We start from the raw sequence: 12,191 nt of genomic DNA, 5'->3' as shown, positions 1-12,191 counted from the left end.
GGTCTGGCACCGCACCTCGCCGCGTTGTCGTCACTCGCCGACGCTCCGCGTCGACTCCCTCCTCCGCCTTGCGATGCACGGCACCAGACCCCGCTCCCTGATCCGACCTGATCGGCAAGACACCCCCTAGGCGGACCTGCGGCGCAGGAGCATGCGGACGGCGAAGAAGATCGCGAGGACCACGACGACAAGGAGCAGGATGATGATGAGGGTCTTGAAGAAGCCGCCCTTCTTCTTGCTCTTCTTCTTGCTCTTCTTCTTGCCGGTGGTGGCCTGGACCCGGGACGACGTGGATGCGCGAAGGACCGTCACCTCGCCGGCGCCGGACGCGAGGGGGCTCTGCTGGAGGGCCGTGGCCGCGGTGGCCTGTCGGGCGGTGGGGGCGGCGGCCGTGGCGGTTGCCGCCGGGCCCAGTAGCAGTCCTGCGAGGACGAAGAGCGGTACCAGTGTGGACGCCGCCGTACGGGAGCGCTTCTTCGGAGTGCGATGGTTGGTCACTGTTTCCCCCTGATGTTCGATGCCCCGTCAAGAGCCTGAGAGACCCGGGCAGAAGGGGTCTTGCAGCATCGTCGGGGAGGGCGACCGCCCCGGCAAGAGGTCACGCCTCGGAGCCGGTGAGTTTCTCGGCCTTGCGTCCCGCCGCGTCCGCCCGCTTCCGCGCCTTCGCCGCCGCTTGCCCGGCCTTGCGCACGCCCGCGACCGCGGCCGCGCTCGCCGCCCGGGCCTCCTCCAGCCGGGCCACCGCGGACCGCACCTCCGCCTCCGCGCTGTCCGCCAGCTCCTGCGCCGAAGCTTCCTCGGCGTTCAGGCGGTCCGCTTCGGCGCGGGCTTCGGCCAGCTCCTCCCTGGCAGCCTCGATCCGTTGACGCCGCGCCTGCTCCGCTCCCCCGCCCGCGCCCGGCGCCGGAGTTCGCTGGGGCGCGGGCGCGGGGCCCGCGGGCTTGGGCGGGGCCGCGCCGGGCTGTGGTTCGAGGCCGGTGAAGCCGGACGTGGGATCCGGGGCCTGCACCAGGCGGCCCGCCGCCCACCGGGCGGCGACCTCGGGGTCGGCGAGTACCGCGTGGAGGATCCGCTCGACCTCGTTCAGCACCGGCTCGCTCACCGTCTGGTCCGCCTCTGCGGCCAGGGAGCGCGCCGTGCGCGCGAGCCGGCCGATCACCACGTGCTGGTCGTGCGACAGGGTGCGCAGCTGCCCGGCGTCCAGGGTCCGGTGCGCCATGCGCAAGGCCTCGCCCAGCCGGAGGAATTGCCGGGCCTCCTCCGGCCGGTGGCGGGCCGGCAGTCCGGCCGTCCACACCGCCACCGTCGGCTTGCGCAGCGCGGCGATCGCGGCGGCGAGGTCCCGGTCTCCGGCCTTCCGGGCCTTGGCCACGTACGCGTCCCGGGCCGAGGTGAACTCCGAGGGCCGCACCGCGTACAGCTCAGCCGCCACCGACTCCACGTCCATGTCCCTGTCCACGCCGATGCCCCCGTCCCCGTCCACGTCCATGTCCCTGTCCATGCGCGGCAGTCTCCCGCCCGTGGCCACGACCCGGCCGATACCCCGCAGCACACCGCGCGTCGCCGCCCCGCGCGGAGCAATGACGAGCAAGCTGGTGGGGTAGTGGGCCATGTGTCGTCGGGATGGCCGACCTCCGGAGGGATGGGTTGCCGTGGAGCGTACGACCTGCTGTGTGGTGGGCGGCGGGCCCGCCGGGATGGTGCTGGCCCTGCTCCTGGCCCGGGCCGGGGTGGAGGTCACCGTGCTGGAGAAGCACGGCGACTTCCTGCGCGATTTCCGGGGCGACACCGTGCACCCGTCCACCCTGTCCCTGCTGGACGACATCGGCCTCGCCGAGCGGTTCGCCCGGCTGCCGCAGCGGCGGGTGACCTCGGTGCAGCTGCCCATCGGGCCGGACCGGTCCCTCGTCACCGTCGGGAACATCGGGGCGCTGCCCGGGAAGTACAACTACATCGCGATGGTGCCGCAGTGGGACCTGCTCGACCTGCTCGCCGAGGAGGCCCGCAAGGAACCCTCGTTCCGGCTGCGCATGGACACCGAGGCCACGTCCTTCCTGATGGAGCGCGGACGGGTCGCCGGCGTGCGGTACCGCACCGCGGACGGCGCCACCGGTGAGCTCAGGGCCACGCTGACGGTTGCCTGCGACGGCCGCGGATCCTTCGCCAGGGCGCTGCCCGAGCTCGGCCTGCAGGGCTTCCCGTGCCCGATGGACGCCTGGTGGTTCCGGCTGCCTCGGCACGAGAGCGATCCCAGCGGGCTGGTGGGAGGCCTGGGCGAGCGGTTCTTCAGCGCGCTCATCGACCGCGGCGACTACTGGCAGTGCGCGGGGCTCATCCCCAAGGGGACCGATGCCGAGCGCCGCGCGGAAGGCCTGGACCGCTTCATGGCCCAGTTCACGCAGGCCGTCCCGTGGCTGGCCGACCGGGCGCACTCGGTCACCTCCTGGGACGAGGTCAAACTGCTCGACGTACGGCTGGAGCGGCTGCGCCGCTGGCACCGGCCGGGCCTGCTGTGCATCGGCGACGCCGCGCATGCCATGTCGCCGGTCTTCGGCATCGGCATCAACCTCGCCGTCCAGGACGCGGTGGCGGCGGCCCGCTACCTCGTGGGACCGCTGCGCGCGGGGAGCGTGGGACTGCACGACGTACGCCGCGTACAACGGCGGCGCATGCCGACGACGGTGGCGACCCAGGGCCTGCAACGCCTGGCCCACACCCAGGTCATCGAACCCCTGCTGGCCGGGCGGAGCACCTTCGGCCATCCGCAGGCGGCGAAGCGGCTGACGGAGCTCGTGACCGGCTCGCGGTGGCTGAACCGAGTCCCGGCCTACTTCATCGCGTACGGGGCGCTGCGGGAGCGGCCGCCGGTGGAATCGGTCCGCACCCGTTTGCGGGACTAGGCTCCGTGGGATGGAACGCTCAGAGGTCCTCAAGCGCGTGATCGGCATCCTCACCGAAGCCCAGGACATCCGCCGGGCCGTCGAAGACGAACGGGACGCGACCGGGAACGAAGGAGCCGGCGTCAGTGACGGGGCCGGTGCCAGTGACGGGGCCGGTGGTGTCGACGCCGTCGAGGCAACGGCCGGAGTGGCCTCGACCCTCCTCAACGAGATGCTGCCGTCGATCAGCGTGCCGGCCGACGCGACTCCGCAGCAGGTGGCCGCGGCGGTGGCCGAGGCCCTCGGTCCGGCGCTGCACACGATGGTCTCCGGATTCAGCCTGGCGTTCACCAGCCTCGCGATCGCTCACGACGCCGGACGCACGGACGTGTCCGCGATCGAGGTCCTCCAGGAACTCGCCCTCGAGGTGGAGGCCGGGACCTACGACGAACGACCCTAGGGGGAACAGCACGGGTCCCGGGGTGACGGCGGCACCACGGATAAAACTTCTACAGAATGTTGACGCGCCTCTATCCGCAGGACGTCGACCCGATGGACGATTCGTGTACCGCCCCCGCTCCCGCGTTCACTGACCGACCGTCAGTACGGGGAAGGGCGATCCCACCCTCGTTCGTTGGGAGGCCACACGCCATGAACCCGCTCAGCGAGTGTCCCGAACCCGTCCCCACCTCCTTACCGGGAGCCCGCTCACCCGAAGTCCACGTGCCCGCGCCCTCGCCGGGAGCGCCCAGCCGTCGCGGTGTCCTGGGAGGCATCGGACTGGCCGCAGCCGCACCTCTCGTGCTGGGCGCCGGGAGGAACCGGCCGCCCGGCGGCACAGACCCCGGTCAAGCCGTCGTCCTCAGGAACGCCGCACTCGTGCTCACCATGGATCCCGCCCTCGGCGACGGCCCTCTGGGCACCGTCGAGCACGCGGACGTCCACATGCGGGGCGGTGCCATCGCGGCCGTGGGGAAACGGTTGCCCGCACCGCCCGGCACCCGGGTGATCGATGCCTCCGGCCACCTGGTGATGCCGGGATTCGTCGACGTGCACACCCACCTGTGGCAGTCCTCGATGCGGGGCGGCTGCGCGGACCGCGATCTGTTCGGCTGGCTGGCCGACTGCAACCGGGCGACGTTCTCCCGGATCACGCCCGCGGACATGTACCGGTTCGTCCGGCTCGGCGCCCTCGACTCCGTACAGTCCGGCGTGACCACGCTCGTGGACTGGGTGGACGCCCTCCCGTACGACACGACGGTCCAGTACGTACGGGCCCTGGCCGACACGGGCGTGCGCTTCGCCTACGCGATGTTCCAGGCCGAGCGGGAGGCCTCGCTGATCACCCGGACGAAGAAGGAGCTGATCGACCCGCTCCCGCTCGCCTCGGCGCAGGTCGCCACCCATGCGGCAGGGGCCATCAAGGGCCTCAACCGGCTGCATTGGGAGATCGCCCGAGACCTCGGAGTGATGCTCAACAGCCATGTCCTCGAACGGTCCGAGCAGCGCGCGGACGATCCGGTCGGCACGCTCACGGACATCGGCGCACTGGGTCCGCAGCTCCTCATGAACCATGCGATCCACCTCACCGACGAGGAGATCGCCGCCGTCGCCGCGCACGACGTACGGGTCGCGCACTGCGCGCTCAGCAACATGCGCCTCGCCTCGGGGATCATGCGGCTTCCCGACCTCGGCCGGCGCGGAGTCAAGACCGGACTCGGCCAGGACGGCGGGACCAACGACTCCTCGGACTTCTTCGCCCTCATGAAGGCGGCCGTCGGTCTCCAGCGCGCACGCACGCTGGAAGCCTCGGTGTTCCCCCAGGTGCACGAAGTCCTGCGGCTCGCCACGCTCGGCGGCGCCGAAGCGATCGGCATGGCCGACACGGTGGGATCCCTGAGCCCCGGCAAGCGCGCCGACGTCATCGTGATCGACCCGGCCGCTCTCAACTTCGCCCCGCGGTTCGACTGGATCAACCAGATCGTCTTCAACGGCCGTCCGGAGAACGTCCGTACGGTCTTCGTGGACGGCCGGCCCCTCAAGCTCGACGGCCGCCTCGTCGGCATCGACACCGAGCGCGTCGTCCGGGAAGCGGAATCCGCGGCCACCCGCCTGCGCACCGCCTCCTGAACCGAACACAACCGGAACACGGCACGGCCCCGGGGGGCGCTCACGCGCCCACCCGGGGCCTGTCCGCTCACATCGTGATCAACGGCCCTGGAGCGACTTGACGTTGTCGCCGAAGCTCCAGCCCTTCGAGCCGTCCCAGTTGATCGACCAGGTCATGAGCCCCTTCAGCGAGCCGCCGAAGGCGTTCCAGGACTGGCTGACCAGGCTCGGCGCCATGTAGCCGCCGCCCGCACCGGTCTGGGCCGGCAGGCCGGGGACCTGCTTGTCGTACGGCACCTTGATGGTGGTGCCCTGGATGGTCAGGCCGTTGTTCAGGCAGGTGGTCTGGGCGGTGAAGCCCTGCACCGTGCCGGCCTGGTACGAGTCACCGGAGCACCCGTACATGCTGCCGTTGTAGTACTGCATGTTCAGCCACCACAGCCGGCCGTTGTCGGCGTACTTCTTGATGATCGGCAGGTAGGAGCCCCAGATCGATCCGTAGGTGACGCTGCCGCCGGTGACGTACGCGGTTTCGGGGGCCATCGTCAGACCGAAGCCCGCGGGCATCTGGGCCAGCACGCCGTCGATGATGCGGATCAGGTTGGCCTGGGACGCGGACAGCGTGTTGATGTTGCCGCTGCCGGACAGGCCGGTCTCGATGTCGATGTCGATTCCGTCGAAGTTGTACTTCTTGAGGATCGGCACGACGGTCGCCACGAACTTGTCGGCCACCGTGCTGGAGCTCAGGTCGATGCCCGCGGCGGCGCCGCCGATCGACATCAGGATCGTCGCTCCGGCCGCCTTGGCCTGGCACATCTCCGCGGGGGTCGAGACCTTGACGCCGGCGTCCATCCCGTCCTGCCACTGGACGGTGCCGTCCGAGAGGATCACCGGGAACGCGGCGTTGATGACGTTGTAGCCGTGTGCGGCTATCCGGCTGTCCGTGATGGGCACCCAGCCCATTCCGGGGTGGACGCCGTTCGCGGCGCCGTCCCAGTTCTCCCAGTAGCCCTGCAGGACCTTGCCCGCCGGCTTGGGCTTCGTGGCACAGGTCTCACCGGGCGGGGCGGTGGTCGGCGGCGCGGTGGTCGGGGGCGGCGTGGTCGGGGGCGGCGTGGTCGGCGGGGCGGTCGTCGGAGGCGCCGTGGTCGGCGGCGTCGTGGTCGGCGGCACGGACGGTGAGGGGCTGCTGCCGCCCGGACCGACGAGCGATACGTCGTCCGCGTAGTACGCGGGCTGCCCGTACCAGCCGTGCAGGTAGACGGTGACCGAGGTGGTGCTCGGCCCCGTGGTGAAGCCGACGCTGAGCTGACCGTACGACGGGCTGCTCGGCGTCCAGGTGGACGGGGTTCCGGTGAGGCCGGTGCCGGTGGCGCCCAGGTAGACGTAGCTGCCCTGGACGTAGGCACTCAGCGTGTACTGGGAGTTGGGCTGCACGCTGATGGTCTGGGTGCACTGGGCATTGTCCTGGCCGGACGGCGTGCCCTTGAGCGCGGAGGTCCCCGCACGGACCGGACTGCTGACGGCGACTCCGGAGCCACCGGAACAGGTCCAGGCGGAGAGGCCGCTCTCGAAACCGGAGTTGACCACCAGGTTGGCGGCGACGTCCGCGGTCGTCGCGGCGCCGGCCGTGACGGCCCCCGCCGCGGCCAGGCCGGCGCCGATGACGGCGGCGGCGCTCACTCCGGCGAGGGAGCGGTTCATGACGGTGGCTCCGCGCTTGGCGCGGCCGGTCCGGTTCGCACCGGGGCCGAAGTCAGCCGGGAGGCGCGGAGTACGTGATCTCCGACGGAACATGGTGTGCTCCATTCAGGCCGAGCGCCATGGGCATGGCGACGCGTGGGGGCGTGACGCCCGGCTCTGGGTGTGGTGGGGACAGGTGGGGCTGTGCCGACCGGATCGTAGGAGCAACGGAACGGCCGGTCAATAGGTCTGGACCAATAGCCGGTTGGGGCGCTGTCGTGCGGGTGCGCGATCCACCCGCCGTCGGCGCCACGCCGAACCCGCCTGCCCGCGGCGGGAGTCCGGCCGTCCCGCGCCGCCGGGCGGCCGTTCCGGGCGTGCCGCGGCTCCGCGGGAAGCCCGGTCGGGGCTTCTCAAGAGGGGCGGCCGGGGCACATGATGGCGGGATGGCAGCCAGCGAGGATCTGCTCTGGGACGCGGCGGACCACACCATGCGGACCGTGCCGCGGCTCCGGCGCATGGCGGTGACGGCGTGCTGCCTCGGCTTCTTCGGCCTGGTGCTGTGGGCGGAATCCGAGGTCCGGTGGGCGGCTGCCGCCGCCGTGGCCTACGGACTCGGGGAGTTCGCGCACTGGGTGTGGGACCGGCGGCGCCTGGTCGAGGCACGGATCGTCCCCGGCGGTGCCGACGGTCGCCCCGTGCTCCGCCTACGGCGTGCCGGGGGACGGATCACGGAACACGACCCCGATCAGGTGGTCCGGGTCCTCGTCATCCACGACAACGTCGACGGCTCGGCAAAGCTTCGCCTCCGCGTACGGAAGCAGCGGCCCCACTTCGGCCGCCCGGGCCGTCCCCCGCTGCTCACGGCCTGGCGGAGAACCTGCCCGAAGGCCGACGTCAGCGACAGGCACGCCCGTTGGGGCATGCCCGGCATCCCCGACTAGGGGCTGAGGCGCCGGCCGGGATCGTGGCCCCCGTTGGGGAGCCGCCGGTCAGGGGAGCAGACGGGAAGCGAGGTCGCGGACGGTGGCCATGTCGCTGAACGGGATGAGGGTTTCGCCCACGATCTGGTGCGGTTCGCTGCCCTTTCCCGCGATCAGGACGATGTCTTCGGGCTGCGCCGCGGACAGGGCGAATGCGATGGCCCGGTGCCGGTCGGCGGAGCGCTCGTAGGGTGTGCCGGTGCTTTCGATGCCCGCGGCGATCTGGTCCAGGATCGACTCGGGGTTCTCGGTGCGGGGGTTGTCCGAGGTCAGGACGCACAGGTCCGAGTGGGCCCCGGCGATGCGGCCCATCTCGGCGCGCTTGGTGGTGTCGCGGTCACCGCCGCAGCCGAAGACCGTGATGACGCGGCCGCGGGCGAAGCCCCGGATGGCGGTGAGGACCTTGTCGAGGGAGTCGGGCGAGTGCGCGTAGTCCACGATCACCGAGGTGCCGGCCGGGGTGACGAAGCGCTCGAACCGGCCCGGTACGGGCGGCATCTGGGCGAGCGCGGCGACCAGTCCGTCCAGGTCGTGGCCCAGCACTCGGCAGGCCGCCACGGCCGCCAGTGCGTTGGACACGGAGAACCGGCCCGGGACCGGGATCGCGGCCGGGTACTTGTTGCCGGCGTGGTGCAGCGTGAACCGCGTGCCCGCGGCGTCCGCGATCAGGTCCGTGGCACGGAAGTCCGCCTCCTGGTCGAGGCCGTACGTCGTCACCGCGCCGGGCATCATCGCCGGGATCCCGGCTCCCACGGCGTCGTCCACGTTGACCACCGCGTGCCGGCACAGCCCCTGGAACAGCCGCAGCTTGGCGTCCGTGTAGTGGGCCATGGTGCCGTGGTCGTCCAGGTGGTCCTGGGTCAGGTTGGTGAAGACGCCGACGTCGACGAACGTCCTGTCCATGCGGTACGTCTGCAGGGCCATCGAGGTGGCCTCCAGGACGACGCTGCCGGTGCCCTGGTCCCGCATGCGGCCCAGGAGGTACTGCAGGTCGGGCGATTCCGGTGTGGTCAGCACCGAGGGCGGCATGGGGATCATCTCGTCGCCGATCCGGCTGCCCGCCGTCCCGATCACGCCCACCGAGGCGCCCTCGGAGATCTTGAGGAGCGACTCGACCATGTAGGAGATGGAGGTCTTCCCGTTGGTCCCGGTGACCGCCACCATGTCCATGTGCCGGCCCGGCTCGCCGAAGTAGCGGGAGGAGACGACGGCGGCCGCCTTGCGGGTGTCGCGGACCCGTACGACGCACACCGCCGGAAGCTCCCGCCCGGAGGGTGCGGCAGCGGCTCCTTCCTCGTCGACGAGCACCGCCACCGCCCCGCGCGCGAGCGCCGCACCGATGGCCGCGGGGCCGCCGCCGTGGTGGCCGGGCACCGCGATGAAGAGCGAGCCCGGCACCACCCGGTCGACGTCGAAGGTGGTGGCCGCGGTGATCAGCGTCGCCTCGGGGTCGCCGTGGAGGACGTGGTGTTCATGGCCGGTCAGCAACCCGCTCAACTTCACGGTGGTCCCTTCGAAGGCGGCTACGGCCCGGCGCACGGCCCTAACCTGGTGGCGGCGCCGACGGAGCGTCGGGACCGCGGTGGTGCTGTGGGGAGGGCGATGCGTCGCCCTCGGGGCGACGGGGCCGGGCCGGACCCGGTGACCGGGCCGGGCCTCGGGCTGCGGATGCAGGATCCGTCGCCGGGGATGGTGCGGTGGGAGGGAAGGGGCCCGGGCGCGAGGGGAAGGCGCTAGCCGTGGCCGTGCAGGACGCCGCGGCCGACCGTGGGGGCCTGGCCGTCGGCGGCGGTCCGGAGGCTGATGCCCGTCCGGCCCGCAGGAACCGCGGGAACCGCAGAAACCGCAGGAACCGCGGGCGCGCCGGGGGCGGCCTGCGGCAGGCGGTCCCCCGTGACACCTCGTGTGCGGCTCATGGACCGAGTGTACGTGCGCGCACCCGGTCCGTACGCCGCGTCCGCCGGCGCCGACCGGGGACATCCGCCCCGGTCGGGGGCCCGGCGTCGCGGAAACGCCCTGCAGACCGCGTGCGGACCCGGATAGTGAAGGCTGGTGCCGGGGTCCTCGGCGGCTTGACGATCACGGCAGCCTGTCGGAGCAACTACCAGGAGGAAACGGATGCGGAGCCTGCCCTTTGACCGGCCGGGGCGTTTTTGGCGGGGGAACCTGCACACCCACTCCGACCGCTCCGACGGGGCCCTGTCCCCGGCGGCGACCGCGCGGTACTACCGCAGCGCCGGGTACGACTTCTTGGCCGTCACCGACCACTTCCGCCCCGAGTACGGCTTCCCGCTGACCGACACCACCGCGCTGCGGACGGAGGGATTCACCACCCTGCTCGGAGCCGAACTGCACGCGCCGCGCACCGAGGCCGGTTCCTCCTGGCACATCCTCGCCGTCGGGCTCCCGCCGGGGTTCGCACCGCCCGGGCCGGACGAGACCGGACCCCTGCTCGCCCGCAGGGCGCGCGAAGCCGGCGCGTTCGTGGGCATGGCCCACCCCGCCGCCTCCCTGCTGAGCATCGCGGACGCGGAGAGCCTGGACGCCGCGCACGCCGTCGAGGTGTACAACGCGCTCTCCGCGCGTGAGGACCGGGGAGACAGCTGGCACCTGACCGACGTCCTCCTCAACCGCGGCCGCCGGCTCCACGCCTACGCCGCCGACGACGCGCACCTCCAGCCCCAGGACCCTCCGGGTTGCGCCGCCTGGGTCCAGGTCCGCGCCGAGTCCCTCGACCCGGACCTGCTCCTGGCCGCGCTCAAGGCCGGGCACTACTACTCCTCCACCGGCCCCGAGCTCTTCGACGTCAGCCTGACCGGCGAGCACGTCACCGTCCGGTGCTCTCCCGTCCGCAAGGTCCTGATCAGCGGCGGGGCACCCGGGGCGGAGGTGGTCCAGGGCGAGGACCTGACGGAGTGCACGCTGCCGCTGGCGATGTTCCGCGGCAGGTTCTTCAGGGTGACCGTCGAGGACGCGACCGGCGGACGGGCCTGGAGCAACCCGATCCACCTCTCGCCCGGCGGGGCATCCGCCGCGCGATGACTCCGCGCGCGGCACGCCCGACTCACCGCCGCCGGTGAGTCCCGTCCTGGTCCAGCCGCTGCCGGTCTCCGGTGCGTACGCCCTGCTGCTGACCGGGACCGGCCTGTACGTCCGATCCGTCCTGGAGAGCGGCCGGTACCCGGGCGCGGGTTCCCCGGACGGCGTCACCCCGCCGGACACCCTGATGGCCCTGGCCGCCGCCCTCCAGATGCCGGTCCTGGTGGCCACGGCCGTCGTCTTCATCATCTGGTTCCACCGCGCCCACACGAACGCGAAGGCCTTCAGGCCGGACGTGGCCACCCGGTCCAGCGGCTGGGCCATCGGCGGCTGGTTCATCCCCTTCGGCAACCTGGTCATCCCGTGCCGCATGGCGAGGGAGATCTGGGATGCGAGCTCGCGATCCACGTCGTGCGCAAGCTCACGGCGCTGCAGACCACCAGGGCCGCCGAAGGGCCCTACGCCGCCCAGCCGGCGGTGGCGGACGGCGTCCGGTAGTCATCCCGACGGGGACGTGGTCCGGGCCTACTCGGGGGTGCCGTCCGGCTCCACGGTCATGCGGGCCACGTGGAGCGCCAGGTAGGAGACCTCGTCCTCGCTCAGGTGCTCTCCCAGACGCAGCTCGACGATCGTCGCCAGCTGCTGGGCGGTGCGGGTCGCCTCCGGGTAGTGCCGGCGGATCCCCTCGCCGATCGTCGACTCGTGCCCCTTCAGCTGCCGGTGCTGCTGGATACGCACGAAGAGGTAGCGCACGTGGGTGATGAAACGCGCCGCGCTCATGGACTCCTGGGACACGGACAGCCCGTACCGCTCCCGCACGACGGCGAGCATCTGCTGGATGACCCCGGTCATCGTGTACGTGAAGGACAGGTCGCCCGTGGCGAACCCCGCGTTGACCAGGTGCAACGCGAGCGCGATCGCCTCGGAGGGATCCAGCCGCGGGTCCACGCGCTCGTTGATCGCCTCCAGCAGGCGCTCTGCCTGGGCGAACTCGGCGGCGTACAGGGCCTGGACCTCCGCGCGCAGCGGGTACTCGATGACGATGCCCCGCGCGGCCCGGTCCAGCGCGCCGGCGATGTGGTCGGCGACGGCGATGGCGAGGGTCGGCCGGGTGGACTCGCGTCCCTCGATGCCGGCTTCGTCGAGGGCGATCACGACGGCCCGCAGGACCTCCTCGTCGATGAGGGCGAGGACCTCGCTGAGGTGGTCGGGGTCGCGTCCGTCCGCCGGGACGAAGACGCGCACGATCAGTGCCGGGTCGACCGGTTTGCCCTGGCGGGAGCTGAAGCCGATGCCGCGCCCGGTGAGGATGACCTCCTGGCCCTTGTCGTCGCGCGCGAGGACCACGTTGTTATTGAGGACACGCAGCGCCTTCAACGCCTGCTCTCCTTCTCGTTCGCGGTCCGGTTCTGCCCAATGATCCCGCATTGTCTGTCCCGCATGCGCCACCCACTCCCCCGATCCGGTCCGACGCGGGCACGCGCCACGGGGTGTGGCG

At 72.0% G+C, this 12,191-nt stretch carries 12 protein-coding genes and 1 pseudogene; 6 read left to right on the top strand and 7 right to left on the bottom strand.

Annotated features, from left to right (window positions below):
- Positions 1-126: 126 nt before the first annotated feature.
- Positions 127-498, bottom strand: coding sequence for a hypothetical protein (locus ACFWNV_RS36890; protein ID WP_383955777.1), 372 nt, complete (start codon positions 496-498; stop codon positions 127-129).
- A 100-nt stretch (positions 499-598) separates the two neighbouring features.
- Positions 599-1,501 carry a hypothetical protein gene (locus ACFWNV_RS36885; RefSeq protein ID WP_383955774.1) on the bottom strand — a complete coding sequence of 301 codons (903 nt, stop codon included), beginning with the start codon at positions 1,499-1,501 and terminating at the stop codon, positions 599-601.
- 151 nt (positions 1,502-1,652) lie between these two features.
- Between ACFWNV_RS36885 and ACFWNV_RS36880 the strand changes: the two genes are divergently transcribed.
- The 3 genes from ACFWNV_RS36880 (at position 1,653) to ACFWNV_RS36870 (ending at position 5,009) form a co-directional block, all read left to right on the top strand.
- A complete protein-coding gene (locus ACFWNV_RS36880; RefSeq protein WP_383955772.1) occupies positions 1,653-2,900 on the top strand; it encodes an FAD-dependent oxidoreductase in 1,248 nt (415 codons plus the stop codon).
- 10 nt (positions 2,901-2,910) lie between these two features.
- Positions 2,911-3,339: a hypothetical protein gene (locus ACFWNV_RS36875; protein WP_383955770.1), complete on the top strand. Its 429-nt coding sequence runs from the start codon at positions 2,911-2,913 to the stop codon at positions 3,337-3,339.
- 428 nt (positions 3,340-3,767) lie between these two features.
- On the top strand, positions 3,768-5,009 hold the full coding sequence (locus ACFWNV_RS36870) for an amidohydrolase family protein (RefSeq protein WP_383955784.1): 1,242 nt from the start codon (positions 3,768-3,770) through the stop codon (positions 5,007-5,009).
- A gap of 78 nt (positions 5,010-5,087) precedes the next feature.
- Here ACFWNV_RS36870 and ACFWNV_RS36865 read toward each other — a convergent pair whose 3' ends face one another.
- Positions 5,088-6,161, bottom strand: coding sequence for a chitinase (locus ACFWNV_RS36865; RefSeq protein WP_383955781.1), 1,074 nt, complete (start codon positions 6,159-6,161; stop codon positions 5,088-5,090).
- 84 nt (positions 6,162-6,245) lie between these two features.
- Positions 6,246-6,692: pseudogene (locus ACFWNV_RS36860) on the bottom strand (carbohydrate binding domain-containing protein); the annotation flags it as partial.
- A 425-nt stretch (positions 6,693-7,117) separates the two neighbouring features.
- Here ACFWNV_RS36860 and ACFWNV_RS36855 point away from each other — a divergent pair.
- Positions 7,118-7,615, top strand: coding sequence for a hypothetical protein (locus tag ACFWNV_RS36855; protein WP_383955768.1), 498 nt, complete (start codon positions 7,118-7,120; stop codon positions 7,613-7,615).
- A 48-nt stretch (positions 7,616-7,663) separates the two neighbouring features.
- On the opposite strand, the gene ACFWNV_RS36850 is transcribed toward ACFWNV_RS36855, so the two are convergent.
- Both ACFWNV_RS36850 and ACFWNV_RS36845 read right to left on the bottom strand, forming a co-directional pair.
- Positions 7,664-9,157: a UDP-N-acetylmuramoyl-L-alanyl-D-glutamate--2,6-diaminopimelate ligase gene (locus ACFWNV_RS36850; RefSeq protein ID WP_383955779.1), complete on the bottom strand. Its 1,494-nt coding sequence runs from the start codon at positions 9,155-9,157 to the stop codon at positions 7,664-7,666.
- A gap of 230 nt (positions 9,158-9,387) precedes the next feature.
- The gene (locus tag ACFWNV_RS36845) at positions 9,388-9,570 is read right to left on the bottom strand and encodes a hypothetical protein (protein ID WP_383955766.1); all 183 of its coding nucleotides are present in this window, start codon (positions 9,568-9,570) and stop codon (positions 9,388-9,390) included.
- 202 nt (positions 9,571-9,772) lie between these two features.
- Here ACFWNV_RS36845 and ACFWNV_RS36840 point away from each other — a divergent pair, with 202 nt between their 5' ends.
- Together ACFWNV_RS36840 and ACFWNV_RS36835 are read left to right on the top strand one after the other, a co-directional pair.
- Positions 9,773-10,696 (top strand): PHP domain-containing protein, encoded by a 924-nt coding sequence (locus ACFWNV_RS36840; RefSeq protein ID WP_383955765.1) that lies wholly within the window; start codon positions 9,773-9,775, stop codon positions 10,694-10,696.
- Between the two features lie 34 nt (positions 10,697-10,730).
- Entirely contained in the window at positions 10,731-11,276 is a 546-nt protein-coding gene (locus ACFWNV_RS36835) for a DUF4328 domain-containing protein (protein WP_383955762.1), read from the top strand.
- On the opposite strand, the gene ACFWNV_RS36830 is transcribed toward ACFWNV_RS36835, so the two are convergent.
- Entirely contained in the window at positions 11,219-12,070 is an 852-nt protein-coding gene (locus tag ACFWNV_RS36830; RefSeq protein WP_383955759.1) for a PRD domain-containing protein, read from the bottom strand. The genes ACFWNV_RS36835 and ACFWNV_RS36830 overlap by 58 nt on opposite strands.
- Positions 12,071-12,191 lie beyond the last annotated feature (121 nt).

This window comes from Streptomyces sp. NPDC058401, assembly GCF_042722885.1.
In the GTDB taxonomy this organism is placed as follows: Bacteria; Actinomycetota; Actinomycetes; order Streptomycetales; family Streptomycetaceae; genus Streptomyces.
Note: the sequence above shows the minus strand (reverse complement) of the source record. Positions and strands in the feature narration are given on the sequence as shown.

Excerpts from the sequence above, each read along its gene's own strand:
- ACFWNV_RS36885 (WP_383955774.1), bottom strand. The coding sequence starts at position 1,501 with ATGGACAGGGACATGGACGTGGACGGGGACGGGGGCATCGGCGTGGAC.
- ACFWNV_RS36875 (WP_383955770.1), top strand. The coding sequence starts at position 2,911 with ATGGAACGCTCAGAGGTCCTCAAGCGCGTGATCGGCATCCTCACCGAA.
- ACFWNV_RS36870 (WP_383955784.1), top strand. The coding sequence starts at position 3,768 with ATGGATCCCGCCCTCGGCGACGGCCCTCTGGGCACCGTCGAGCACGCG.
- ACFWNV_RS36855 (WP_383955768.1), top strand. The coding sequence starts at position 7,118 with ATGGCAGCCAGCGAGGATCTGCTCTGGGACGCGGCGGACCACACCATG.
- ACFWNV_RS36845 (WP_383955766.1), bottom strand. The coding sequence starts at position 9,570 with ATGAGCCGCACACGAGGTGTCACGGGGGACCGCCTGCCGCAGGCCGCC.
- ACFWNV_RS36840 (WP_383955765.1), top strand. The coding sequence starts at position 9,773 with ATGCGGAGCCTGCCCTTTGACCGGCCGGGGCGTTTTTGGCGGGGGAAC.